General features: G+C 28.0%; 29 protein-coding genes and 4 tRNA genes. 18 read left to right on the top strand and 15 right to left on the bottom strand.

The annotated features are described in order from the left end of the window. The first annotated feature begins 86 nt into the window (after positions 1-86). Positions 87-1412: a 23S rRNA (uracil(1939)-C(5))-methyltransferase RlmD gene (gene rlmD, locus MBVG596_RS01805; protein ID WP_096386320.1), complete on the top strand. Its 1326-nt coding sequence runs from the start codon at positions 87-89 to the stop codon at positions 1410-1412. Between the two features lie 76 nt (positions 1413-1488). Here rlmD and frr read toward each other — a convergent pair whose 3' ends face one another. Then, positions 1489-2040, bottom strand: a complete 552-nt coding sequence (gene frr / locus MBVG596_RS01800; RefSeq protein WP_096386315.1) for a ribosome recycling factor — start codon at positions 2038-2040, stop codon at positions 1489-1491. Next, a complete protein-coding gene (pyrH, locus tag MBVG596_RS01795) occupies positions 2040-2756 on the bottom strand; it encodes a UMP kinase (RefSeq protein WP_096386311.1) in 717 nt (238 codons plus the stop codon). Before pyrH ends, frr begins: the two co-directional genes overlap by 1 nt. A 300-nt stretch (positions 2757-3056) precedes the next feature. Between pyrH and MBVG596_RS01790 the strand changes: the two genes are divergently transcribed. Next, positions 3057-3983, top strand: coding sequence for a phosphatidate cytidylyltransferase (locus tag MBVG596_RS01790; protein ID WP_004420611.1), 927 nt, complete (start codon positions 3057-3059; stop codon positions 3981-3983). Between the two features lie 18 nt (positions 3984-4001). Here the strand turns inward: MBVG596_RS01790 and fba are convergent, their stop codons facing one another. From fba to MBVG596_RS01770, 4 genes are all read right to left on the bottom strand, one after another. Next, positions 4002-4865 (bottom strand): class II fructose-1,6-bisphosphate aldolase, encoded by an 864-nt coding sequence (fba, locus tag MBVG596_RS01785; protein ID WP_096386307.1) that lies wholly within the window; start codon positions 4863-4865, stop codon positions 4002-4004. A gap of 1 nt (position 4866) precedes the next feature. Then, entirely contained in the window at positions 4867-5133 is a 267-nt protein-coding gene (rpoE, locus tag MBVG596_RS01780; RefSeq protein ID WP_004420616.1) for a DNA-directed RNA polymerase subunit delta, read from the bottom strand. Between the two features lie 71 nt (positions 5134-5204). Continuing rightward, positions 5205-5984 (bottom strand): hypothetical protein, encoded by a 780-nt coding sequence (locus MBVG596_RS01775; RefSeq protein ID WP_096386303.1) that lies wholly within the window; start codon positions 5982-5984, stop codon positions 5205-5207. A gap of 17 nt (positions 5985-6001) precedes the next feature. Beyond that, the gene (locus tag MBVG596_RS01770) at positions 6002-6448 is read right to left on the bottom strand and encodes a hypothetical protein (RefSeq protein ID WP_096386299.1); all 447 of its coding nucleotides are present in this window, start codon (positions 6446-6448) and stop codon (positions 6002-6004) included. A gap of 126 nt (positions 6449-6574) precedes the next feature. Between MBVG596_RS01770 and MBVG596_RS01765 the strand changes: the two genes are divergently transcribed. The 5 genes from MBVG596_RS01765 to MBVG596_RS01745 all read left to right on the top strand — a co-directional run bounded on the left by MBVG596_RS01765 (position 6575) and on the right by MBVG596_RS01745 (position 9529). Beyond that, positions 6575-6651: transfer RNA gene (locus MBVG596_RS01765), tRNA-His, on the top strand. 47 nt (positions 6652-6698) lie between these two features. Beyond that, a complete protein-coding gene (locus MBVG596_RS01760; RefSeq protein ID WP_096386294.1) occupies positions 6699-7064 on the top strand; it encodes a YigZ family protein in 366 nt (121 codons plus the stop codon). A gap of 1 nt (position 7065) precedes the next feature. Then, positions 7066-7638: a dephospho-CoA kinase gene (locus tag MBVG596_RS01755; RefSeq protein WP_096386289.1), complete on the top strand. Its 573-nt coding sequence runs from the start codon at positions 7066-7068 to the stop codon at positions 7636-7638. A gap of 51 nt (positions 7639-7689) precedes the next feature. After that, the gene (locus MBVG596_RS01750; RefSeq protein ID WP_096386284.1) at positions 7690-8655 is read left to right on the top strand and encodes a DnaD domain protein; all 966 of its coding nucleotides are present in this window, start codon (positions 7690-7692) and stop codon (positions 8653-8655) included. Between the two features lies 1 nt (position 8656). Continuing rightward, positions 8657-9529 carry an ATP-binding protein gene (locus MBVG596_RS01745; RefSeq protein ID WP_096386279.1) on the top strand — a complete coding sequence of 291 codons (873 nt, stop codon included), beginning with the start codon at positions 8657-8659 and terminating at the stop codon, positions 9527-9529. 45 nt (positions 9530-9574) lie between these two features. On the opposite strand, the gene lysS is transcribed toward MBVG596_RS01745, so the two are convergent. Then, a complete protein-coding gene (gene lysS, locus MBVG596_RS01740) occupies positions 9575-11041 on the bottom strand; it encodes a lysine--tRNA ligase (protein WP_096386274.1) in 1467 nt (488 codons plus the stop codon). A 99-nt stretch (positions 11042-11140) separates the two neighbouring features. Between lysS and MBVG596_RS01735 the strand changes: the two genes are divergently transcribed. Then, positions 11141-11217: transfer RNA gene (locus MBVG596_RS01735), tRNA-Arg, on the top strand. Between the two features lie 38 nt (positions 11218-11255). On the opposite strand, the gene MBVG596_RS01730 is transcribed toward MBVG596_RS01735, so the two are convergent. From MBVG596_RS01730 to MBVG596_RS01720, 3 genes are all read right to left on the bottom strand, one after another. Next, positions 11256-11975 (bottom strand): MAG0110 family membrane protein, encoded by a 720-nt coding sequence (locus MBVG596_RS01730; protein ID WP_096386269.1) that lies wholly within the window; start codon positions 11973-11975, stop codon positions 11256-11258. Between the two features lie 50 nt (positions 11976-12025). Then, a tRNA-Gln gene (locus tag MBVG596_RS01725) sits at positions 12026-12100 on the bottom strand. A 3-nt stretch (positions 12101-12103) separates the two neighbouring features. Then, a tRNA-Tyr gene (locus MBVG596_RS01720) sits at positions 12104-12187 on the bottom strand. Positions 12188-12353: 166 nt separating this feature from the next. Between MBVG596_RS01720 and MBVG596_RS01715 the strand changes: the two genes are divergently transcribed. The 7 genes from MBVG596_RS01715 to MBVG596_RS01685 all read left to right on the top strand — a co-directional run bounded on the left by MBVG596_RS01715 (position 12354) and on the right by MBVG596_RS01685 (position 17440). Then, entirely contained in the window at positions 12354-13325 is a 972-nt protein-coding gene (locus MBVG596_RS01715) for a ribose-phosphate pyrophosphokinase (RefSeq protein ID WP_096386264.1), read from the top strand. Further along, positions 13325-13972, top strand: coding sequence for a 16S rRNA (guanine(527)-N(7))-methyltransferase RsmG (rsmG, locus tag MBVG596_RS01710; RefSeq protein ID WP_096386259.1), 648 nt, complete (start codon positions 13325-13327; stop codon positions 13970-13972). Before MBVG596_RS01715 ends, rsmG begins: the two co-directional genes overlap by 1 nt. An 82-nt stretch (positions 13973-14054) precedes the next feature. Continuing rightward, complete coding sequence (locus tag MBVG596_RS01705) at positions 14055-14393, top strand: MG284/MPN403 family protein (protein WP_004420633.1); 339 nt, start codon at positions 14055-14057, stop codon at positions 14391-14393. Positions 14394-14532: 139 nt separating this feature from the next. Beyond that, the gene (locus MBVG596_RS01700; protein WP_096386254.1) at positions 14533-15771 is read left to right on the top strand and encodes an MHO_1580 family protein; all 1239 of its coding nucleotides are present in this window, start codon (positions 14533-14535) and stop codon (positions 15769-15771) included. Next, positions 15764-16162: an MHO_1590 family protein gene (locus MBVG596_RS01695; protein WP_148664011.1), complete on the top strand. Its 399-nt coding sequence runs from the start codon at positions 15764-15766 to the stop codon at positions 16160-16162. The genes MBVG596_RS01700 and MBVG596_RS01695 overlap by 8 nt, the downstream gene beginning before the upstream one ends. A 16-nt stretch (positions 16163-16178) precedes the next feature. Continuing rightward, entirely contained in the window at positions 16179-16988 is an 810-nt protein-coding gene (locus tag MBVG596_RS01690; RefSeq protein WP_096386245.1) for a Cof-type HAD-IIB family hydrolase, read from the top strand. 251 nt (positions 16989-17239) lie between these two features. After that, a complete protein-coding gene (locus MBVG596_RS01685) occupies positions 17240-17440 on the top strand; it encodes a TM2 domain-containing protein (protein WP_096386240.1) in 201 nt (66 codons plus the stop codon). Between the two features lie 273 nt (positions 17441-17713). On the opposite strand, the gene MBVG596_RS01680 is transcribed toward MBVG596_RS01685, so the two are convergent. The 4 genes from MBVG596_RS01680 to rpmG form a co-directional block, all read right to left on the bottom strand. Beyond that, the gene (locus tag MBVG596_RS01680) at positions 17714-18679 is read right to left on the bottom strand and encodes a hypothetical protein (RefSeq protein WP_096386237.1); all 966 of its coding nucleotides are present in this window, start codon (positions 18677-18679) and stop codon (positions 17714-17716) included. Between the two features lie 8 nt (positions 18680-18687). Next, the gene (locus tag MBVG596_RS01675; protein WP_096386234.1) at positions 18688-19119 is read right to left on the bottom strand and encodes a hypothetical protein; all 432 of its coding nucleotides are present in this window, start codon (positions 19117-19119) and stop codon (positions 18688-18690) included. A 349-nt stretch (positions 19120-19468) separates the two neighbouring features. Further along, positions 19469-21586, bottom strand: a complete 2118-nt coding sequence (locus MBVG596_RS01670) for an MAG6410 family transglutaminase-related lipoprotein (protein WP_096386230.1) — start codon at positions 21584-21586, stop codon at positions 19469-19471. A 337-nt stretch (positions 21587-21923) separates the two neighbouring features. After that, entirely contained in the window at positions 21924-22076 is a 153-nt protein-coding gene (gene rpmG / locus MBVG596_RS01665; protein WP_004420482.1) for a 50S ribosomal protein L33, read from the bottom strand. Positions 22077-22248: 172 nt separating this feature from the next. Here rpmG and ftsY point away from each other — a divergent pair, with 172 nt between their 5' ends. The 3 genes from ftsY to MBVG596_RS01650 all read left to right on the top strand — a co-directional run bounded on the left by ftsY (position 22249) and on the right by MBVG596_RS01650 (position 24326). After that, positions 22249-23292, top strand: coding sequence for a signal recognition particle-docking protein FtsY (ftsY, locus tag MBVG596_RS01660; protein ID WP_096386225.1), 1044 nt, complete (start codon positions 22249-22251; stop codon positions 23290-23292). After that, a complete protein-coding gene (locus MBVG596_RS01655) occupies positions 23285-23515 on the top strand; it encodes a hypothetical protein (protein ID WP_096386220.1) in 231 nt (76 codons plus the stop codon). Before ftsY ends, MBVG596_RS01655 begins: the two co-directional genes overlap by 8 nt. Positions 23516-23726: 211 nt before the next feature. Continuing rightward, positions 23727-24326: a DUF402 domain-containing protein gene (locus MBVG596_RS01650; RefSeq protein ID WP_004420474.1), complete on the top strand. Its 600-nt coding sequence runs from the start codon at positions 23727-23729 to the stop codon at positions 24324-24326. 53 nt (positions 24327-24379) lie between these two features. On the opposite strand, the gene MBVG596_RS01645 is transcribed toward MBVG596_RS01650, so the two are convergent. Beyond that, entirely contained in the window at positions 24380-26029 is a 1650-nt protein-coding gene (locus MBVG596_RS01645) for an MBL fold metallo-hydrolase RNA specificity domain-containing protein (RefSeq protein WP_096386215.1), read from the bottom strand. Positions 26030-26049: the final 20 nt, after the last annotated feature.

Genomic DNA, 26049 nt, shown 5'->3' with positions numbered 1-26049 from the left:
TATGCGTGATGCTTATTTATTTTCACTTATCTTATATGTTAATAATTTAAAGGGCGTAAAACGCCTTTTTTATATATAATTCATTTATGAATTTTCAGAATGAAATTTTACTTAACATTAAAATAGAAAACTTATCATATGAAGGACTAGGTACTTATCGTAATCAAGATAATTTTCCTTATTTTGTTGAAAATGCACTTCCTGGCGAAATAGTTGATATTCAAATTAAGAAGAAAAATTCAAGATTTGCCTTTTGTAAAGTTATAAAGTACCATAAATTTTCTACACAAAGAAACTTTAATGCTAATGATAAATTGATGCAATCTGGTTCAGCGTCAATTGCAATGCTTAATTATGATGATCAATTAAAATTTAAACAAGACTACGTTAAATTTCTTTTTAAAAGAAATATTCATTTTGATGATATTAAAAATATTTTAGAGAACCCAAGTCCTTGAGAGTATAGAAATAAACTAACCGTTTTTGTTAAATTTATCGATAACAAAATAGTTTTAGGATTATATGAAAAAAATACACATAATATCATTGAACAAGATAATTATGATCTAGCATTACAGCCAATTCAATTGATTTTTGAATGAATTAGTAAAAATATTAATAATTATCCGTTAATAAAAAAACAAGTTAAATTCATTGAAAGCATAACGGTAAGACATTCAAATTTTTCTAATCAATCATTAGTAATCATTAACTCATCTAATTTAGTTGATATTCCCCGCGACTTCATTAATGATTTAATAAATAGCAATACTAGTGTTGTGAATATTATTCAGAACATAAACAACAGCACAAAAATTTCAAGCGAAAAATATTTAAATAATTCAACATTTATCATTGACAAAATTGGCGAATTTGAATATAAAATCAATTGAAATAGTTTTTTTCAAGTTAATAATTATCAAGTTAATAATTTATATAACTTGTTGTTAAATAATTTAAATCTTAAACCAGATAGCATTGTTGTTGATGCATATTCTGGTATAGGTTCAATAAGTTTAAAACTGGCCAAAGCATCTAAGTTTGTGTATGGATTAGAAATAATAAAAGAAGCGGTAGATAATGCTGTTGAAAATGCTAAATTAAATATGATCGATAATGTCAAATTTATTTGTGGCGACGTCAATAAAACAATAAAAAACATCAACAAAAATGTTGATGTAATTGTTGTTGACCCCCCTAGGTCAGGAATAAGCGATTTTTTTATGAAGTCTATAATAGAAATAGGCCCAAAAACAATTGGATATATTTCTTGTGATGTTAAGACAATGTGTCGTGATATAGCAATACTTATGCAAGAAGGATATCAGTTAAACTTTCTTCAGCCTTGTGATATGTTTAGTCAAACTCACCATATTGAGTGTGTAGGTATTTTGAATAAAGTTGCTAGTTAATTCAACCATAAAATGACCTATTGATTCATTTTACGGTTGAATTGGTAAATTTAAAAAATGCGCGGACGCATTTTTATTATAATGTTGTAAGTTCTTTTTCTTTTTCTTGAGTTATTTTGTTTATTAATTCAATTTTGATATCAACTTGTTTTTGAACAGCATCTTGATATCTTTTTTGTTCATCTTCACTTAACTCTTCGTCTGCTTTTATAGCTTTTAGTACATCTTGACGCGCGTTTCTAACACCAATTTTAGCTTGTTCAGTGAACTTTGCAAGACTTTTTACAAGTTCTTTTCTACGATCAGATGTTAAAGCAGGAAAAGTTAATCTAACTTGATTTCCTTCATCAACTGGATTAATTCCTAAATTAGCAGTCATTAATGCTTTTGTAATATCTTTAACAGAAGATACATCAAAAGGCTTAACTAGTAATTGCGATGCTTCGGGAACTGAAATATTTGCAAGTTCCTCAAGAGGAGTCATAGTTCCATAGTAATCAATTTTAATACCTTTGATTAATTGTGGGTTTGCTCTACCAGTTGAAATTTTTGATAATTCAAATTCGTAGTGATGAATTGATTTTACTGCTTGTTCGTCAAAATTCATTAAATATAGTTCTAATTCCATTATCTTGTTACCTCTGTAAATTCGATATCGCCTTCAATGGCTCTTAATATTGCATCTGGTTCTTGTATATCAAAAACAATCAAACCAATATTATTATCACGGGCCATTGCTGTTGCAGTTAGGTCCATGACCTGTAATTTTCTTTCTAGAATTTCATCATATGTAATTTTGTCAAATTTTTTAGCTACTGGATTAGTTTTTGGATCTGAATCATATATGCCTTTAACGCCATTTTTACCCATGAATATCGTGTCGGCGCCAATTTCAGATGCATATAGTGTTGCCGCGGTATCTGTTGTAAAGTAAGGGCGGCCAGTCCCGCCTACAAAAATAACAACTTCGCCATTTTCAAGATATTTAATAGTTTTTTCATTTATATAGTATTCAGCAACACGCTCATCTATTCTTAGTGATGAGTTTACACGTGCTTTTAAACCAGCTTTTTCAAATCCACTTTGAAGTGCTAACCCGTTCATTATTGTTGCAATCATTCCAATATGGTCAGCTCTATTTCTTGGTATACCATTTTTTTCGGCACTGGCACCTCTTCAAAAGTTGCCACCGCCAATTACAACACTAACTTGAACACCTTTTTCAACTATTTTTTTAAGTTGTAATGCAATCTTTTCGACTAAAACATAATCAATAGCCAAACTCTTTGATTTATTCGCCAAACCTTCGCCCGATAATTTAACCAAAATTCTTTTAAATTTCATATGATCTCCTACATAAATAATTATATTATAATCAACTCACATTTTTTGAACATTAAAATACTAATATTTTTTAAAATATTAAAATTCAATAGTTAAATTTATAACTATTTTTTCCAAAACATTCATTTTTCAATTGAAAAAGTAAAATAAAAAGAAAAAAAATATTATTTTAGTGTTGCAACTTCATTTTATTAATAAATTTTAGATTTTTAATATAAAGTAAATCTTCAAAAAGAATAATTAGTACAAATATTTAACAATATATACTCATTTAAAATAAAATAATTTAAAATATTTATAATGAAAAAAACATTGTTAAATAGAATTCTTCCAGGTATTTTAATTGTTGTTTATATTTTGATAAACACTATACCTCTTTCTATATTTTCGCACACTAGTTTAGTTGCGCGTATTTTTTCGTACATTTTTGTTTATACATTGTTTTTTATAATGATTTTTGAGTTATTTAGTGCAATGAGAATACCAAAATATTGGTCTGCATTTTATATGATTATTTTTGCTCCAGTGGTTATATTTCCCCTTACAATGAACTTACAGTGATTTGATAAAGGTTCAATCATGCCAAATGATACCAACTTAGTTAAACTAATGTCAAGAGCAGGGCAAAATTTAGCAAAAGAACCAATGATTTTTTTATTACCACTGATTTCATCAATATCATTCATTTTATTAGAAACAATAATTAGAAAGAATTCTTTTGTAAATTCATTAACCAGATTTTTTGTTATTCTTTCTTCTACTTATATATTGATTATATTTATTAAAATATTTCAAATATCAATAATTTATAAAGGTGCTTGAATTTATTGATTTAGTGTTATCATTGTGAGTTCTGCAACAGATATAACAGGTTGATTAGCTGGAAAATATTTTGGTCGCAAATTCATTAAAAAGCCTTTTGCGCCAGTTATTTCTCCTAATAAAACTTGAGAAGGATTTATTGGTTCTGTATTGCTTGGAACAATAGCATCATTCTCTGTCGGATTTGGATTTAATCTATTTAATAATCATATTTTAAACTCATTATTTGGTTTATTCACCCCGTTGATATCAATATTAGGTGACTTGTACTTTTCATACATAAAACGAATAAATGGCATAAAAGATTACTCTAAAATGTTGGGCGGACACGGTGGCTTACTTGATAGACTTGATAGTAATTCATTCATATCATTCTTTAGTTTTATGTTGTTATTATTTGCGTAAAAAAAGCATGGCTTGTAGCTATGCTTTGTTTTTTGAACCAAATTCAATGATTTTTTCAATAACGGTCTGTCTCATTGCTTCAACTCCGTTTTTTAATAATTTACGTGGATCAAAGTTTTTGCCTTCAAGATCTTTATTGGATAGAATAAAAGCTCTTGTTGCTTTGTGGAATGATTGTTGCAATTCTGTGTTTACGTTAATTTTTGCAACACCTAGTGATATAGCCTTTTTAACTTGGTCAATTGGCACACCTGAACCACCATGCATTACTAAACCGATTCCACATTGGCTCAATTCAGATAAGCGCTTAAAATTCAATGATTTTCAAGATTTTGGATAAGGACCATGAATATTTCCGAATCCAGCAGCAAGCATTGAAATACCTAAGCCAACCATTTGTTTAGCTTGTTTTGGATCTGCTAATTCGCCATCGCTTATAATACCGTCTTCTTCTCCGCCAATAGATCCAACTTCGGCTTCCACACTGATGCCTAAAGGTTGGCAATAATTTACCAATTCTTTTGTTATTGAATAGTTTTCGTCAAATTCCAGACTCGAGCCATCAAACATAATTGAACTAAATCCTGCTTCAACTGCCTTGTAACAACCTTGTTTTGTTCCATGGTCTAAATGTAGCGCAACTGGAATTGAAATATTTAAATCTTCAATTAAGCCATTAACCATATTTGCAACAGTTTTGTAGCCGCCCATATATTTAATAGCCCCCTCGCTAACGCCAATTATTAGCGGTGATTGCATTTCTTCGGCCGCTAATAATGTTGTTTTTGCTCACTCCAGATTGTTTATGTTGATATGTGGAACTGCATATTTTTCTTGGTAAGCTTTTTTAATTAAGTTTGTAGCATTAACTAATTTTGTCATATTATTTAACCTTGAAACCTGGTCTTATTGATCATTCACCTTTGTCGTTTCTAATGAAATTTGAATCAACTGTTAGTAGTCTATATAATTCACCTAATTTATTGATTCTAATTTCTGAATATTCTTTATTTTTTTCATCAGCTTCAATTTGTCATTTTGTTTTTAATTCTAATTCGACTTTGTCAAATAGAACATAAAAATCAATGAATACATTATTTTGGCATTGTTCATAAGCAAACTCTGAAACTATATCAAGCATTGTTTTCATATCAAACTCCTTAATTACAAATAATTAAAACACAAATTGCATTAACTGCAATTTATGCCATATATTAACTATTAAAAGAAGAAACCTTCTCATACATACATTCTTAAAATAAGAATAATTATGCAAATGATTTCTAAAATAACTGCAAATGATCATAATCAAATGATTGGTTTGCCTCAAATGGTACGACTTACATAATGGGTGTAAATTTGTTTTGGTTTGTTCATTTCAATTGCTTTAAAGCCATCAATTAAACGTGTGTGTTCTTTTGAAGATTCTTCGCCATTACGAACTACATAAGCCGCAGTTACTGTGTTGTCATCGTTTCAAGACAATGCAGTTGCAACAAATTCGTATTCATTTTCACTTGATAATACATCATCAAGAGTAACTTCTGATGCAGTTTTTTGATCTGCGTAATTAACAAATACTTTAAGTTCTTTAGCAATTTTGTCTAGGTCAATAACTTCCTTAACCTCTTCAACAACTTTAACTTCTTCAACTTTTTCTTTTTTTGCTTTTGAAGGACTTACATCAACAAGTTCTTCCTTGTTAATGAATTCAATAACTTCTTCATCTCTAACTTTTTGGTCTTGAACTTTGCTTAACATTGTTACTGTTTTTTCAGGAGTTGTAGAACCTCTATAAGCGCCGTTTTGATGGAATCAAATTCTTGATTCACCATCTAACTGTGCTGCGATTACATTGAATTCTTCAATACCCTCTTTAAAGCTTTTGAAATTTGTGTATGCCTTAATGCCTGCTCTTTTTAAATTAAATGAAATTTGTCTATTTTCATCATATTTTTCTGATAAGTAGAATCTATATAATTTAGGTTTTTTTGTACTCATATTTTTCTCCTACAACCTTATTTCGTGTATTTAGGTAAATATCCTGTGTACATTAAAGCAACTAATAATATAACAACAGACATTAGTAAAGCAGCAAACAAGATTAAGTTAATTACACGTCATTTTTTTGGGTCAACAAACACCAATTCATGTTCTTTATCGTACAATTTATTATCAATAATGTGTGACAATTGGTTTTTTTGGTTAATACCATCTAATGTTAATTTGTTTACCAATTCACCCATTTTTTGAACAGATAAACTTCCAATTATTTTTTTGCCATGAACAATAAATATTCTAGCATCTTCAACATTTTCTATGTTTCCATTAATTTCTTCAACAATTTGCTGAATGCTATTGAAATTTGTTTTACTTTCTAAATTAGCATCTTCAAGAGTAAATTTTTGAGCATCTTTTTTAGGATTTTCGAAAATCAAGAATTTTGTTGAACTCTTTGAAATCATATTTTTTCCCCTTTCAATATTAATATGAATACTTATATTATAATTTATTAAATAAATTTAATAAAAAAATTATCAATATTTTATTTATTTATTCAAAAAATTACTCTATAATATTTTTGCTAAATGGCGATTGTGGTGAAGCGGTCTAACACAGCGGGTTGTGGTCCCGTCATTCGAGGGTTCGAATCCCTTCATTCGCCCCATTTTTTTTATCCCTTTTTTTAGCTAAAATGAATTTATAATTTAAATTATGGAACTTGAATATTTTGAAGAGAAAAAATCAAAATTCTACAGTATTTGCATAAAAGTTGAAAATAAAGAACAAGTTAAAAATTTCGCTGCAAAATTGTGATTAGAACATAAAAAAGCTCGACACATTTGTTATGGTTATGTTTTTTATGAAAATCAAATCCAACACGCCGGTTGTGATGATAATGGCGAGCCTAAGCACACAGCGGGCAAACCAATAAGAGATTTGCTTTTGAAAACAAAAGCAAGGAATTTAGCAATATTTGTTGTTAGATATTTTGGCGGAATAAAACTTGGAGCTGGCGGAATTTCAAGGGCTTATTTAAAAAGCGCGATGATTGCTCTTAAAAAATTCAGTGGGGAATAATATGATTGCAGTGATAGGAAAAATTGGGGTAGGCAAAACTACTTTTTTAAAAAATTTAGGTATTGATAATTCAAAAATATTTTTTGCTGATGAATTTGTGGCAAAAAATTATTTATTGGGTTCTAAATTATGTCAAAAAATTAGAGAAGAAATAGGCGATTTTTTGCTTGATGAAAACGGTGTTTCAAAAACAAAAATTAAACAGTGAATTGGCCAAAATATTGATAATTTAGAACGATTAGAAAAAATCGTTTATCAAGAAATTTTTACAACACTAAAAAATGGGAAATATGAGTTAGCTGAGCTACCTAATTTAAGCAATAAATATTGTGATTTTTTGTCTTTGATTTCTGTTGTTTTGTGCTTGTCAAATAACCCTAAAAAAAGGCAAAAAAATCTAGTTAAACGGAATGTGGATAAGTCAACAATCATGCTAATAGATGCAAAAAACGATCCAAAATCAATCAAAAAATCACTTTTTAGTTTAAAGCCGATTGTGGATATTTATATTAATAACTGCGAAAGTTTAGAACAAAATCAAAAAATTTTAAAATTAGTTAAATCAATTTTATAAAATGGATTAGAAAGCAGCTAAAATCGGCTTGCTTTTTTAGACGAGGCGTATATGTTAAAAAACTTAAATTATCCATTTTTTACAATTGAAACAACATCATTTATTGCAAGTGAAGATTTAAAAAACTTGCGTAAATTTTATGCGCCAATTTTGGGGTCAAACGCCATTGTTTTATATGAATATTTACGTGATCTTGCAATAAGCGATGATCAAGGTTCTGGATTTCACGATTATGACAGCATTACATATATGCTAAAAATGAATATTAATGAGTTAAATGACGCAAGAATAAAGCTTGAAGCTGTCTCATTATTAGAAACACACATTGATGATTTAAATCGTAAAACATTGTTTGCACTTGAGAAACCTCTTGATAAAAAAGGGATTAGATTAAATTCAATTTTAGCTAATAAATTAATGAAAATTATTGGCAAACAAAATTATGATCGTTTAATTGGTATTGATCAGCAAAAACTTTTCAGAAGAGCCGGTCGTTTATATGAAATAACTGCTTCTTATGAAGATGTTTTTGACACTGAGGAAGATTTATCATTGGTTGACTTCATTAATAAACCAAACAATAATCCTGTAGATACTGTTGAACTTTCTTTATCAACTCAAGAGAAGATTGATTTAAATACTTTTGAGTTCCCAAATATTTATGAAGCTATACTTAAAACTGATTCAAGAGTTTTCTTTAGTCAAATTCAAGGCCAAATTGCAACAACTAAAATAGTTGATCTTATTAAAGAAGCGCGTACAGCGGGTTTTTCTGACCCATGCATAAATTTAGTTTTTTACTATGCAAATGAGATGAGTGGAAAAATTGATTTTCGCTATGTAAATAAAATAATTAAAGATTTAATTAAAAAAGAATTATTTGTGTTTGAGCCTCTTGAAAAATATCTTGATTCATTAATGAAAAACAGTAAAAATTTTGTTGTAACCAAAAAAGACTTATACAAAGCGACTTATTATAATCTTTTAGAAAAAGCTGAAAGTATTGAAAACTATTAATATGGACTCAATAAATGAAACAAAAGATTTAGACTTTTTAAATTTATTTGCTTCAACTGAGAAAGAACGCAAAAAGCAAATAAAAAAGATAATTTCGAAGTCGCTAGAATTAGCTAAGTTGATGGAGTCATTAAAAATTACCTGAGATGAGCTTTTATTATATTTACCCGAGTTTTTGGATGTTAAAAATTATTTGGACAATCCTAGCTCGTCGGTTTATAAATTTAGTGTTGAGCGCAACCAAAAAAATGAGCTAGTGTTCAATAAAACATTCAATCACAAGGTTTCTGATTTTTTAAACATACAAAAATATCTTTGATTGAGTGATTTTGATGAAATAGATGTCAACTTAAGATTAAATAAAACTGTTGTAAGAAACATTAACTCGCAAAGAGAGATTGAAAATAAACTTCAATTAATAAAAGATAATAATTCTGTTGGTGGTTTGTATATTTCAAGCGGAGATTCAATAAATAATTCAAAATATGCTCAATCAATCGCAATTGATTTTGCAATGAATAAAATGAGTTCTGTTTATGTTAAGACATCTACATTGTTTGCAAAATTAAAAAACGGATTTACAGATAAGAACAACAGAAATCCTGAAATAATTAAGATATTAAAAAGTGCAGATGTTTTAGTTCTTGATGGCTTTGGGTCTGAGAATATTAATAAATGATTCTTGTTTGATATATTAAATGACATTTTAACCACAAGAATACTATCAGATAAAGTAACAATATTTTTTTCATTATTATCTATTGAAAAATTATTCGAATATTACAACAAAAATCCTAACATAAGTCAGGATGGTCATAAATTATCATCATTGATAAACATAATAAAAAAACACAATAGTTCTCACTCAATATAATTTACGAATATACTCATTTTTCGAAAGAAAAAATAACCCCCCGGGTTATTTTTTTAGTCTTCTAAGTGTTGGGAATAAAAGAACATCACGAATTGAACTTGTTTCTGTAAGTAACATCACCAATCTATCAATTCCAATTCCACAACCACCTGTTGGTGGCATCCCATATTCTAAAGCATCAATGAAGTCTCAATCAATGTCGCAAGCTTCATCATTACCGGCAGCCTTTTCATCCAATTGTTTTTTGAATCTATCTAATTGGTCTATTGGATCAGAAAGCTCTGTATACATGTTTGCGTATTCTTTTGTGTTTATGAATAATTCGGCACGTTCAGTAAATCTTGGATCATCACTTTTTGCAGACAGTGGAGATACTTCAATTGGGTGACCATAAACAAAGGTTGGTTCAATTAATTCATGTTCAACAAGTTCTTCATATAAGGCATTAATAATATGGCCAATTGAGAAGAATTTTTCAAGTTTAATTTTGTGCTCTTTGGCTACTGATACAGCATCTTGCAACGAAATATTTCTAAAGTCCTTGCCAGTTTTCTCATTTACGGCATCAACCATATTAATTCTTTTAAATGGTTTTGATAAATCAATTTCAACACCATTATTTATAAAAGTGTGTTTGCCTAATTTGTTACATAGGTACTTAAATAAATCCTCTGTTCTATTCATCATACCTTCTGCATTTGAGTATGCTTCATAAAATTCGATTGTTGTAAATTCAGGGTTATGTGTTGTGTCGTAACCTTCATTTCTAAATATTCTACCAAGCTCATAAACTCTGTCAAAACCACCAATAACCAATTTTTTCAATGGAATTTCTGTTGCAATACGCAAAACAAAATCTTGGTTTAACGAATTATGATGAGTGGTAAATGGTTTGGCAGCTGCCCCAGATATGTAATCATGCAAGAATGGTGTTTCAACATCAAGGTAACCTAAATTATTGAAATAATCCTTAATTCATTGAGTAATCTTGATTCTTTTAATAAATTTTTCCCTTGATTCACTATTAACAATTAAATCAACATAACGACGACGATATCTTTCTTCTGCATCAACTAATCCATGATATTTTTCAGGAAGTGGTTTAAGAGATTTAGATAATAAATCAATTTTAGAAACTTTTATAACAACTGCGTCAGTCATAGTTTTCATAACATTGCCACTTACTCAAATAATGTCACCTATGTCAAAAGTTGAAACAAGTTCGACATATTGAGATAGCTCTTTCTTATTGAAATATGCTTGAATATCGCCGTGAAAATCTCTAATTACTAAAAATGGACCTCTTTTTCCAACTAGTCTACCAGCAATGTTTCTTGTTATCGATTTTTCATGAAGTTCATCTTTTGTGAATTTTGCAAATTCATTCGCGATTTCATCGCTATAAGATAATTCGCCTAAACCATATGCTTTTTTGTATGCGATAATATTATTTTTTTCATAATTAGCCAACTTATCGCGTCTAACTTGTTCTTGCTCAGTGTATTTTTCCATAGCGCCTCTCTTAGTTTTGTTAAATAATATTCAAATTTTACTTTATTTTTAATAAAAATATTTTGTAAATATTGAAAAAGATATAAAATAAATTCACGTGGTCGCGTAGCTCAGCAGGATAGAGCACAAGCCTTCTAAGCTTGTTGTCAGAGGTTCGAATCCTCTCGTGATCGCCATTTTTTTATTGCGATAAAAAAATGGCAAAGCCATTAAATTATTTAAAAATTCTTGAAAGATAATAAACAATCATTACATAATCATATGACAATTTAAAGCCAAAGTACATTGACATTTTTATTGCATTTTTCAATGATAAGAACTCATTACCTAATTCTTTGTATTTTCTATTAAATCTTGTTATCAAGAATCAATCAATAGCCATATATGCCGCAAAGATGGCACATGAAACAAGTGAATATAATACATACACTAAATTTTTATTACTTACAAAGAATATGGTTAAGGCAATAATAATTGACGTAATGAATAGTAAAATCAATGTAATTCATACTTTTTTAAAGTTAATTAAATTGTAATAAGCTAGTGTTCCTGTTAGCATCATAACCGCTGCTGGAATGAATAATACTGATAAAATTTTTCAAGTTTCAACTTCTAATGTTAAAAATTTATTAAATACATATCCAAGAGTTAAAAATCCTACAAAAAACATTGAAATAGCACTAAATATTCCAAGTACATAAACATTTCAAAGTGGTCCAGTAATCAATATTGCAAATAGTAATGCAGTACTTAAAATTGCTGCAACAATATACACAATCAGCGATCAATTATTACTTAATAAATATGCTTTGTTTAAGGTAAAAGTTATTCCGCCAAAAATCGCAATTGTTAAGTATATACCAAATGAAATTAATGATCCACAAAGAATCACATTTGCAAATGTTGCTTTATAAGTTGATTTTGTTTTATTCATACAAAAATAATAACACAAAAAGGCGATAAAAAAACACCATTAAGGTGATATGGTTGCCCCAGTTAGATTCGAACTAACGCGTGTTGGTACCAAAAACCAATGCCTTGCCGCTTGGCGATGGGGCAAAATGGTGGAGGGGGAGGGATTCGAACCCCCGAACCGTGAGGAAGTGGGTTACAGCCACCCGCGTTTGGCCGCTTCGCTACCCCTCCATTTTGCTAAAATAGCATATGTATTATAGTATATTTTTTAATTTAGCAAAAAATTATTTAGTTAAAAATTTTGCAGATTTTTAACAAAATTTTGTTTTTTAGGGTAATAAATATGCGTTTTTCTAATCTTTATTATAATTATGGATATATTAGGAGTTTAAAAAAGATGATTTTAGAAAATATTATGTTATTTGGGATGCCAAATTGCGAAAGTTTAACAAGCAAAATTGCAAAAATTTTAGGTATACACGTTTCAAAAATACAAAAAACACTATATGCTGACGGCGAAAGAATGCTAGTTAGTGAAGAAACAGTTAGAAATAAAGATGTTTATGTTGTTGCGTCAACATCAAGACCTGTTAATGACAACCTTATGGATTTACTACTTTTTGTAGATTCATTGAAAAGAGCGAGTGCAAAAACAATCACAATTGCTTTAAGTTATTATGGATATGCTAGACAAGATAGAAAAGCAAGTGGTCGCCAACCTATTGGTGCTAAACTAGTTGCTGATTTAATTCAAACTGCTGGCGCAACAAAAATTATTGCAGTTGATTTACACAACCCAGCAATTCAAGGTTTTTTCAATATTCCAATTGATGATCTTAGAGGGGCTTATCCAATTGCAAAGGCTGTAAAAGAATTAAATGAACGCTTTACTGTTGTTTCTCCTGACCATGGAGGAACAATAAGAGCAAGAAAACTTGCTGAATTAATCTCTAATTCAGTAAAAATTAGCATAATTGATAAACGTAGAGTTGGTGTAAACCAAACAGAAGTAATGGGCTTAATTGGAGAAGTTGAAGGCCAAAATGCTGTGATCATTGATGACATAATTGACACTGGTGGAACAATTTTAAAAGCTGTAGATACACTGAAACAACATGGAGCAAACAAAATTGTTGTTGCTGCCACTCATGGAATTTTTACAAAAGGTTTTGAAATGTTTCAAAACCACCCACATGTAAGCAAAGTTATTGTTACCGATTCAATTGATAATTCAGAATTATTGGAAAAATTTGATAAATTAAAAGTAATTAGTCTTGATACATTTTTGGCGGGCGTTATTAAAGCGTCAATCAGCGGAACATCGGTCAGTGATTTATATGACACAATTGCAGATGAAATTAAACAATAATGGACAATAATAAACTGTTTAAGTATGCTAATTTAGTTTTTGATTATAATCAAAAAAAGAACATAACCGGTTTTAAAACTCTTGAAGAAATAATTGAACAAGGAATAAATGATTCCGTTATTTCTTTTGACCAATCTCAATATATTAATATTGATTTTGGAAACAAATATATCGCAGATATTGGGGCTGGCGCTGGTTTTCCATCGTTGCCTTCATTAATTAAAAATAATAACTTTAATTTAACAATTATCGAAGGTATGCAAAGTAGGTGTGACTTTCTAAACTCTGTCAAAAATGAATTGAGTATTGACAAATTACGAATTATAAATTCACGAGCTGAGAAAACTAAAAATTTATCAAACACTTTTGACATAGTATGCGCCAGAGCCGTTTCTTCTATAAAAAATATGTTCATGTTGTGTCATCATTTACTTAAACCTGGCGGATTATTTTATCTTTTAAAAGGTAGAAATTATCAATCAGAAATCGAGGAATTTTTGAATATTTTTCCTGAGCAAAAAGAAAATATTCAAGTTCATGAATATAAAAATGTTAATAATGAAATGTCATACATAGTATTGATAAGAAAAAACACTAAAACTCCTAGTAATTGGCCTCTTTCATGAAAAATCATTCAAAATTTTTAACAGGAAAAATCCTGTTTTTTTATTAATTTTTTCCTTTTTTCTAAAAATTTTTTATTAATACATATTAAATTTTGGTAGGAAAATGAACAATATTCAAAATATGTATTTTACACAGCATATTAGTTCAGCAGAACGGTATAATGCTGTGAAATCACTTGCTATGTTAGACAAAGCAAATAAAAAAGCACAATTAATGCTTAAATATTCAAATAAAATCAAAGATACCAACGAAAATGTTCCTATTTCAAGATTCAAAGAAACATTATCTTTAATGGACAAAACCTCAGCAATGATTATTGAGAAAGAATTTGATGAATATAATACAGATAAACTTTGATACGATAAATATTTTTCAAAAACAACATATTATAAAAATAGAAAAAAAGCAATAGAGGAGTTTTTGTATTTTTACCTTAATTAACTCAAACAATGAGCCACAAATCGTATCAAGAGTAACTATTGATCCTTATCAAATTGTTGCTAAAAAAACTTCAAAAAAATTCCCGCAAGTTCCTAAAGATCGCAAGTTTGAAGTTAACATATATGACCCACAAACAGCAATGCGTTCAAGATACTTTGGAAAATTGATTAGGGGAAGAATCGAGATTAAAAGATTTTTTAACAATGACCAATTTGTTATTTCAATTACATTCGCAACACCTGATTGAGGGCACTCTCACTATTCAGACACTATTAGAAGTGCACAGAGAATAGATCCAAAAGATTTGCTTATTTCAGTAAATGGTAAACATTTTGAACATGAAAAAGATTGAAAAATTTCTTCAAGTGGTTATACATTAGGCGAAAGAGACCAATTTATAACAATTGACCCATTATTTAAATACGAAAATACAAACATTGAATTTAAGCCAGACGATGTAAAATATTTTAATCTTTACAACATAATTATCACATCTAAAAAGTTAAATTTAAAGTTCAAAGATCTAAAATCAATTGTATTTCAACAAACTTACCCAAATCATGAAATATGAGAGATCAAAAAAGAAAATTTAGACTTAAATGAGCACTATTTAACTACTGTAAATAACAAAATTAATTTTAATATTGCTGACTACTATTCATTTGATTTTGGAGAAATAGACAATGACTTGCTTGGTTCTTCTAAATCATATATAGATGGTGAAATAATTATTAATGATTTAGAACACAAAAATAAAACATATTTAGCAAACTTAAAAATTAAAGATAATAAAACAAGAACATTCAATAAAACACCAGAATTAGAATATAAAAATTGAGCCCCTTTTAGTGTTTATAATGACATTTTTACAAGACATCAATCATTGTCTAAAAATGGGTTTGAATCATTTTCAGGTGATCAATGAAATAATTTAAATAATAGAGATAAGTTAAACAGGGAAGTTATTTCAAACATTTACACATCAGGACAAGAAATTAATAAATATTATTGGAACGAACCCACGGAATTTAATTATTCAATAAAACAAATAAATAATTCAAATAATTTTGATTCTAGAGGATTATTTATTCCATATTCTCACATGGGCAATTTATCTACACATTTTAAATATCAATTTGATTTAGGAGGAGAAAATAAACCAATTGATTTTGTTAAATTAAACATTTCACATAGACAAAAAATAGATAAACCGCTGCTTGATCCATCATATGGAAAAATTAAATTAGAAATAAATGATGCTAATATTGATGTTCCAAATGTCAAATATTCATTAGATTCAAAAGAAATAGAGTCATTTGTAAAACTTAATCCATTGGACGTAAGATATTTTGAAAGGTTTGCAAAAAATAATGAATAAAAAAACATTGATAATTTCAAGTTGTTCAGTTGCTGCTGTGGCAGCCGTTGTAGTTCCAATCGCAGTTGTTTCTGCTAAGAAACATAACAATACTCAATTGAATAAAAACAATGAGCAAAATATAACTCCAATACTTAATATTGAAAATATTTATCCAAAATTAAATACACATGATTTTTACCAATATATTCGTTATTCGAATGAAAACGTAAAATTTGATAAGTCTATTGTCAATGCTGTTGTAAATAAGGTTGCAACTTCATTATCAATAAGTCCCGAGAATTTATCTTTTAACTATAACTTTGAAACTGATAGTAAACTAACCATGGAATTTCTGGCTAAATTAGATAATAATATATACACACATAGATATGAATTCAATGCATTTTAATTGTTATAATTAAAATATGAATTTTGAAAATATTAAAATTATCTTTATTGATTTAGATGGTACAAGTCTTGATTATAAACGTAAATTATTAAGCGATGAGAATATAGAAACAATTAATAATTTGAAAAAGTCTGGTATAAAAGTTGTTGTTTCAAGTGGTAGAGGGTTGAATAAAAAAACTTTCAATATTTTAAGTCAATTAAATTCACAAGATTTAATTGCTTGGAATGGAGCAAAAATTATTGTTGACAACAATGAAATATTTTCTAAACCCATTGAAAAAGTTCATTGCCAAATCATTGAAAAATTAGTAAAAAAATACAATATTACAACTATCGTCAACTCAGATTTTAGAAACCAAACTTACTCAAATTCATTAGTTGTTAAGCTTGCTACTTTCTTTAAAAAAGGAAAAGCGAAAAAAGTATCTGAAATCAATCTTGAAGATGACATTTACAAACTTATTTTTTGGTCTTTAAATAAAAATAATTTAAAAAATTTTCTTAATGAATTAAACAATACAATTGGTAAAGAATTAAACATTCTTTGTGCAAGAAATTACAACACATTTTTAGAAGTAACAAATATTGAAGCTTCAAAGGGTATTGCTGAACAAAAATTTGCGCAGTATCTAAATATCGACCCATTTGATTGCATTCATATTGGGGATACAATGAATGATTCAACCACAATTGGCAAAGTTCGTTATAGCATAGCAATGAAAAACGCTTCAAAGGAATATAAATCTATTGCAAATTTTGTTAGTCCATTTAATTATAAAAAGGGCGGACTTGCCAAAACACTGAAATTTATATTCAAAAAGTAAAATAAAATGCTTAAATTAAAGAAAGTTGAGCACAAAATGCCAACTTTTTGTTCAGTTTTATTTCTTTGCAAATATTTTTAAGATATTTACTTAATGATAATAATTAACCGATAATACTTATATATTTGGGAAATTAATATGTAAAAATATGGATTTTAATAAAAATTATTTTATTTTTTTTGTCTTTTTCTCATATATATATATATATATATATATAATTTTATTTGAACAAATATTTTGAAAGGAGATTTATGAAAAAATCGAAAATCACTGCCATACTTTTATGCTTTTTCCTTGGCGGTTTAGGAATACATAGATTTTATGTAGGCAAAATTGGTACCGGTGTCATATGATTGCTAACAGGTGGACTATTTGGTATTGGATCAATTGTTGACTTTATCCTACTTATCATTGGTAAGTTTAAAGACAAACAAGGCAACAAACTTGAATAATAATTAAAATACACGGCTTTTGCTGTGTATTTTCTAATAGTAATCTTAAACGCAACAAATGTGCATAGCTTTTATTATTTATAATTACAGCTTATCTAAAATAGACTTTGCTTCTTTATATGTTTTTTAGTGGGTTTATTTTTTACTAATTCAATTGCTTTTACAATATCATTTGACAATTTTTTTATTAATTTCTTCAAATATATAACTAATTTCAAGCATTTTTTCTTATTTCTTTAGATTTCAAAAATGAAGCTTCATATTCTTGTTTGGCTATGATTGATTATCTTTTTTTTCCTTTTCATCAGCAGCTTTCCCTACGGCTGATATTAATTTTTCAACGGCATTTGTGTACATTTCCACAGTTGGATAAGGTGTTTGGAAATTTTTACATTCTTCAATAACTTTTTCTAACTCATTGATTATTTCTGGATATTTATTTGCACTATTTTTTAGTGATTCAAGAAATGATGTTGCATTTTTAACTGTCTGTTCGTATCGCGATCTTGCTTTTTCGCGTTTTTCACCTTCTTCCTTAATGTTTTTTAATTCTTCAATTGCTTTGTTAACATCTTCAGTTGTAGATGTTTTCTTAATTCTAGCAGCTACTTCTTTTGCACTATTTACTGCCCATTCCCCATATATGTATGAACCACTAATAATATGATCATAGTGTTCTTTCATTTCAATTCCGGCTTTAATACGCTCATTAATTAAAATAATTTGCTTTTCAAGATATAAAATTCCTTGGAAATAAGTTTTATAATCTTTTTTATCACTGTTTAATTTGTTTAATTCATTAATAACTTTTTCAAAATATCCATATATTACAAAAGCGTTGGTATTCTGCATAAGAATTGTGGTTTGAATTTTGGCGTAAATTGAATCTTTATCTTCTATTTCACCCATTTCATAGTGTATTGGATCGGGTATCAAATTCTCTAAATCATAATTTGTATCTACTAATAAAAGATTTTTTAAATTTTTATAACCCGAATGATATACGTCTTTTAGTTGCAAACCGCCATACGATAATTGTTCATTCACTCAGTTATTAACTTCATCTGTATTTATGCTTGAATATTTTAATTTAATGAAATTTAATAAAGCTAAATAGTCCTCTCTAAACACTAGGAGCTCTATTCTGTTTATATAAAATTGGTGCAGTTCTTCATCAAGATTATCAACAAAATCATAGTCTTTTAGTGGCGCATTATTTAATCTATCTTTGATGCTCATTAATACTTCTAAATTTGTTTTTTATCAGCATTAATTAATATATCATTTGGCTTATCTAAAATTAATTTTTGGTAAAAATCATTAATTTGATTATATTTTTTTCAAAGTGGGGCTTTATATTCTTCGAATTTTTCTTTTCTTAATTTTTCCACATAGTCTTTGTAAAAATTATCAATATTTAGTTTATTAACTTTTCTTAATGTAGTTTTAAATTTTGATAAATCAATTTGACTTAATTTTAATTTTTCATTTTTTCTATCAGGAGAAACTATTTCATTTTCAACTTTAGTTATGTCATTATTAGTTTCATTTAATGATTGCTTTTTAAGAAAAACAACCCCTATAGCTGTGCAAGACGTGACAACAGATGAAAATGCTAATAAAAATGCTAAAGCAGCTTTTTTCTTCTTCTTTTTCTCTTTTTCTTCTCTTCTTTCCATAAAAAATCCTTTAATTAATTCTATTAATTAAATTATAAAAAAATTTCTATCTTTTTACGCCTGTTTTCAAGACCATTAGTTAATTTTCTTGATTTATGACATTAAATTTTCACTTTTATTAGCATTATTGAAATCACAAATTTGTATAAACTTAGCTAAAAATAAATTAAAAATTGTTAATTATTTCAAAATACAAATTTTAATATAGTTGAATTTTCGGTGTTATAGTACTTTTGTTTGCGTTTAATATTTTGCATAATTTAAAACAAAATAACTGGAGTTATAGACAAAAAATAACGAATAGACTTTATTTAAAGCACTATCCGTTATTGTTGTTATCTAAATTTACTTAATTTACGGTAAGGGTAAACACATCAGAAGCAAGTTTATTTGGCATTGGTTTAACTCTGAATTCGTATTGACCTTGGGCTAATTTTGCTAATTTATTAGCATTAATATCTATTCAATCACTTGAATTTTTTAAACGGTATTGCATAGTATTATCAACACCAACTACTTCACCATTATAATATTTAACAATTCTATCTAAATCTTGTCCTTTTTCAATATTAATAACTTGAATTTCAGAAGTAAAATGTGTATTAGAAGATTTTTTTCTTATCGAAATAGGTATTGTACCAATGTTGTCAAGTTTAATTTGATTTGATGTGACATCTTGTCATGAATTATTGTATGTACGGTATTCCATACTATTATCAATATTGGTTAAAACACCATTGTTTGAATCAGTTGCATTGAATACTGCTTTAGGCATTTCTTGACGTTTAACGTCAAAATCAAATGACTTTTGATAATTATTAAATTTATATCCGATTTTATGAACTTCAATATTAATTTTTGTATTTCCAAAATTATCAAAATTTTCAAGGTAAACTAAATAATCTGAGCCTTGTTTTTCAACTTTTTTAATGAATGCACCTTGAACAAATACATTATCATTTGACAGCTCAACATCATTGTTTTTAGTTTTTATTTTTAAAATGTATGAGCTAACATTGTTTGCGAATTTTTCGATTTCTATATTGGCATTTTTTGAGTGGTCTTCATTACGGGGCAATATGCAAGTATATGTTAAAAAGTTACGATTTTGTTTCTTTGATATGTGTAATTTTTCACGATTACTTAATTTTTTGAAAATACCCTCTCTTACTACATTATCAAATTCTGCGTTACGCGGTGTAGTTAAAGTTAAAATATTAGTTTTTGATTCGGGACTTAATTGTTTTTCAACTAACTTAGCAACTTGCTCTCTTTGTGTAATAAAGTTTTCTAATGCGATTCCGCGATATTTTTCGCCCATTTGCTCATATTTAAAGCGTTTTATGTAATCTCTGCCTAATTTTAAGTCATAATCGTTAATCAAAAAATAATTATAGTTTATATTTTTGTTGAAACTGGTTCTAATTCCTCAAGTAGCATCAACGTGATATCATTTGCCTTCTATTTCTACCATATTTCAGATATGTCTTTCGGTTCCAACATCTCCAGTTATAAGCATATTGGGAATATTTAACTCGTCCATAAACATTTTAAAGCCTTTAGCATAACCAGTGCACACGCTAGCTTGTTGTATTATTGCAGAATAAGCAGTTTGATCATCACCTAAATATTGACCCTCTTGATATTTAACATTAGTTGTCAGTCATTCATATGCTTTTTTTGCTTTTTGAACATCTGATAAATTATGTCAATCTTTACTTAGTTCTTTAACTCTTTTTACACTTTGTTCATATTCACTTATGTTTTTGCTTTCTTTCTTAGTGTATATCTTTAAATTAGCTTTATATAAGTGACCCTGGTAATATGCTCATAACTCAACATTTTTAGTTTTATTTTCATTATTGTTGTCTTTAATAATGTTTGGTGCTACAAAACTAAGAGATGAATTCGGATTTAAATTTTGATTTATCTCATAAACTTCATCAGTTGGGTAATATGTTCTAACATACCAATTTACGCCATTAACTTCTTGATTAGAGTTGTTTAATAACTTTAAATTTAACTCTTGATCAGTTTTTAATTCAATATTATCTTCAAAACCTAAATGGTAATTTGCATCAGAATAATAATTGTACCCAGTTAGATTTGCACTTAAAATTTGACTATTAATTTCTGACTTGTCAACTGTTTGCTTTCTTGGATATTTTTGATTGTTATTAACAACTGGTGCAGTGTTTTGCTGTGTAGATTTTTTTGCATCACTTAATTTAGTTAGCGGCAGTGTTTTTTTATTTTCGACATTCACAATTGGTGTTGCAGGGGTTAGTTTTGTTAGTGGTTTAGTTTCCTTTTTTACTATTGGAGTTGCCGGTAAAAGTGGTGATTTACTTGGTGTTTTTTTATTCTCTTGTTTTTGCAATACCTCACAAGAAACCAATTGCGAAGCCAAAACCACAACGCTGCTGACCCCGCTTAAAACTAATAGTTTACGTTTAATATTTTTCATCATTGTTCCTTAAAATTAATATTTATTTTACTACCATTCATTATTCAATATTTGAAAAAATATTTATAAACATATATTCTCAATAAATTGTTATTTAAATGTAAAAAAAATGACATAAGAACTATTAAATAAAAAATTTCCACAAAAATAATATTTTAAATATTTTCTTACTATAAATTACAATTCAAATTACTTTTAAAAGTTAATATAGTTGGGGTTAATAAAAAAGTCAAGCGCACATAATGCTCTTGACTCGTTATTTTTAAATAATAAGTTTTGTTGTGTGTATTTTTATAAAAGTGTGTCATAAAAAAGACCACACCAATATTTATTGATATTATTTTTTCTCTTTGTGTGCAGTGTGCTTGTTGCATTTACCACAATATTTATTTAATTCTACTTTTTCAGGATGGTTTTTTTTGTTTTTCTTGCTAATGTAGTTTTCCATCTTGCAATCAGTACATTGAAATGTAAATCCTTCTCTTGCCATTTTTCTCCTTATCTTAATTCAAAATTAAAAATATCATTAAAATCTTTTTAATTATACGATAAAGCAAATTTATTCGCAATATTTTATAAATGAATTAGTTTTAAATTAAAACTTATGTTAATATCCGACTTGTTTTATATACACTTTGGATAATTTAGAATAAAATTCAATTATGGGATTTTTTAAATTTTTAAAAGAAAAAATATTTAACAGAAAAAAAACAGTTGAAGAAAAACAAAAAGAGATAGACCAAAAGCAACTTAAAGAACTTGAAGAGTCAAAAAAACTTGATAAGTATACAATTGCTTTTGACAATGAATCTAGTTTAGGTCGTAAAATTTTAAATTTACAAAACAAACACAAACAAATAAATGAGGAATTTTTTGAAGAACTAGAAGAAATTTTAATTATGTCTGATATAAGTTCACAACTTGTTTATGCGATGATTACACATATTAAAAACGAGGTAAAGCTTAGAAATCTTAGTTTAACAAAAGATATTGGGGAACTTGCCGCGGATCAAATGTTTGTTATTTACACTAATAAAAGTATTGTTGATACAACATTAAATTATCAAGATGGTCGCTTAAATGTTTTTGTTTTTGTTGGCGTTAATGGCTCTGGCAAGACAACTTCGGTTGCCAAAATTGCCCATAAATACATGAAAATGGGCAAAAAAGTTCTTGTTGCGGCTGCTGATACCTTTAGAGCGGGTGCTGTAAGCCAACTGGATGTTTGAGCTTCTAGAGCTGGTGTTGATATTATCAAACCCGAAAAAGAAAATGCTGACCCGGCATCAGTGGTTTTTGACTCATTAAAAAAAGCAAAAGATGAAAATTATGATCTGCTTTTAATTGATACAGCTGGAAGATTGCAAAATAAAATAAACTTAATGAAAGAACTTGAAAAAATTTATGGAATTATTAAAAGATTTCAAAATGATGCTCCACACGAGTGTTTACTTGTTCTAGATGCTACAACTGGCCAAAATGGTGTAAGCCAGGCTAAACATTTTAAGGAAGTTGCTAGTCCAACTGGAATTATATTAACTAAAATGGATGGAACAAGCAAGGGTGGAATTGTTCTTTCGATAAAAGATGAGTTTGATTTAAATGTTAAATATATTGGACTTGGCGAGGGGTTGGACGATCTTCAAGAATTTGACCTTGAAAAATTCATTTATGCAATGACTAAGGATTTAATCAATAATGAGTAAAATCACTGAGTTAGATAAAAGAGAACATTTAATTACCTTATTTGAAAAATATCAAAAATTTTTGACTCAAACACAATTGCAAGCTTTTCAACTTTATTTTTTGGAAGATATGAGTTATCAAGAAATTGCAAATTTAACTGCTACAACTCGAACTGCCGCATATGATAGTGTTAAAAAAGCGATCAACAAGTTAGAAAGACTTGAGCAAAAAATGGTTCAATAATAAATCAATTGCATCTGAGCATTGTCAGGTGCAATTTTTGTTTAAAAGTCCCTTTAATTTTTCAATAAATTTACAATACTAATGATATTTTTATGGTAAATTTCACAAAAAAATAATTGATAATGCCATTCAACCTTATAATTTAATTATTGATAAAAAAATGCGATTGTTCTTATCAATAATAATAAACGCTTATGCGTGGAAGGTATATATGCCAAAAAATAAAAATAAAGAGATAATGTTTCCTCTTTTAGGCGCAATCGTGAATGTTCAAGCATACAAATATAATGGATATTTGTATAGACAGTGAAATGGTGTAAAAGTTATTAGAAATACCGAAGACCATTTCGTTTTGTTTATGTATAAAACAAAAGTTGCTGAAACTGAAAAGACATCTTGAATGTACAGGGAACCAGTAATTTGGTTTATGCCTAAAAATGAAAATTTTAATGCTTTAATTATGCTTAAGAAAAGACATAATTATATTTATATCAATTTAGCATCTAATCCAATTTATGAAGATAACACCATCAAGTTTATAGACTTTGACTTAGACATTAAATGTTATCCAAATAAACCTTTTACTGTTGTAGATCGTGATGAATTTTTAACTAATTCAGTTAAGTATCAGTACCCTGATGAAGTTAAAAAAATGGTCTATGAAGCACTTGAAACAGTTGCTGAAAAGGAAAAAACAAATCAATATTTTTTCAACAATAAATTAGTTAATTATTACATTGATATTATTAAAAATGATAATTCATTGCCATATAATTTTAGAGAAAAAACTAAGAATTCAAGAGCTAAATAATTTACCAATCAATTCATTTCTAAATTGAAAACAAAAAAAGCCAGGCGGCTTTTTTAGTTTGTAATTAGTGAAATAATAATTAATGGTTCTTTGTTAAATACTTTAAAAATTCTTTTTCTTAAAACTTGGCGAGTACGATTTTGAAAATCTTTTAGTCCCTCAAAAACTTCATCATCAAGCACTGAAGCAATAGTTCTTAAAATTAAGTTTTCTGCATCTTTTTTATCATTTTTTGATAAGGAACCAACGATATTTATATGTACTTTTCCAGTTATTTTTTTAATAGACGGATCAAAATTAGCGGTAATAATAATTACTCCATCACGCCCAAGAACTTCACGCTCAGCAATAACCTCAGTACTAATATCACCGATTCCGTATCCATCAATTATTACATCACCAATTTCCTTAATTTTGCCATTAGTGCTAGATAATTTACCATCAATAAAATGAGCAATTTTACCATTTTGCAAAATTAAGCAATTTTCTTCTTTATAATTTGCCTCTTTTCTTATATATTTAGCAGCATCAGATAAATATCTATACAAACCTTGGACAGGGATAACATATTCTGGGCGCAGTGTGTTAACTAAATTAATTAGGTCTTGTCGCGCTGGACGATGTCTATAAAATTCTTTGTTAGTTACATCAGCAATTTTTGGTGTTATTCTTGAAATATCATCAAGTGAAACTGCGGCAATACTTTCTAAACCTGCTACTGGAGGAGCAATCATAATTACGTTATCAGTCGGTTTAAGTTTTAGAAACACATCATTATTGTCGGTTATTCTTAAAAAACGAGAGTATAGTCTTTCAATTGAACCTGTAACTAGTATTACGGCATTATCAGTCTTATTTGCAAGGCGATAGTCAATTAATTCAGGGAATTCAACATCTCCGTGTTCTTGTCGCATTAGTGAGAATAATTGACCATATGTTTTGCCATATGTTATTATTGGTCGATTTGTTTGCTTAGCTAAATCAAGTATTTGGTGTATTGAAACCATTTCTTCATCATAGGCACCAATAATGATTCTTTCATTTGCTTTAGCGCTCATGAAAACATCTTTGATTGAGGCAGGTAGTTTAATTTTTTCTACTGCTCTACCAGAATAATTAGCCCTACCAGCATCAACAACAAGTGCAATTAATTTACGTTTTGTAAAACTTCTTTTTAGGTGTTCAAATTGTAGTTTCCCATAGATTCCTAAATCACCTTCGACGAAATTTGACATAAATAGAATATCGCCATCCCGAGTTATAAAATTAAAACCTATGTGACCAGGCATTGAGCCAGCTAATTCAATTGGTGAAATAAATATGTCTCCAAAATTTGTTGTTTTATTAATAACATTAACTTTGAAATTTTTATTTTGAATATTATATTTTGATATTCTATCCAAAATCATTACTTTATTGAATGAAGAAGTATAAATATTTAAATTCGGTATGTGCATTATTAATCAAGGCAGTGCAGAGAATGTTTCATTTTTTACATCGCTTATAAAAATTCCAACGATTCTGTCTTTGTGTTTTTCAAGATAAGAAAAATCAGGGATCAATGTATCAACACCATTTTTTGAATTTATTGGTACTTTTGTTCCAGCATTAATTATGAATATTTTGTTGTTGAATTCCAGTACGTAACAATTTTTTCCGTTTTCATCAAGACCGCCTAATGCAAAAAAGTTAATATTATTCATATTCCTCCAAATTATTAATA

This window comes from Mycoplasmopsis bovigenitalium (assembly GCF_002356075.1).
Taxonomy (GTDB): Bacteria; Bacillota_I; Bacilli_A; order Mycoplasmatales; family Metamycoplasmataceae; genus Mycoplasmopsis; species Mycoplasmopsis bovigenitalium_A.
The sequence above is the reverse complement of the archived record's forward strand: the minus strand, read 5'-3'. Positions and strand labels throughout refer to the sequence as shown.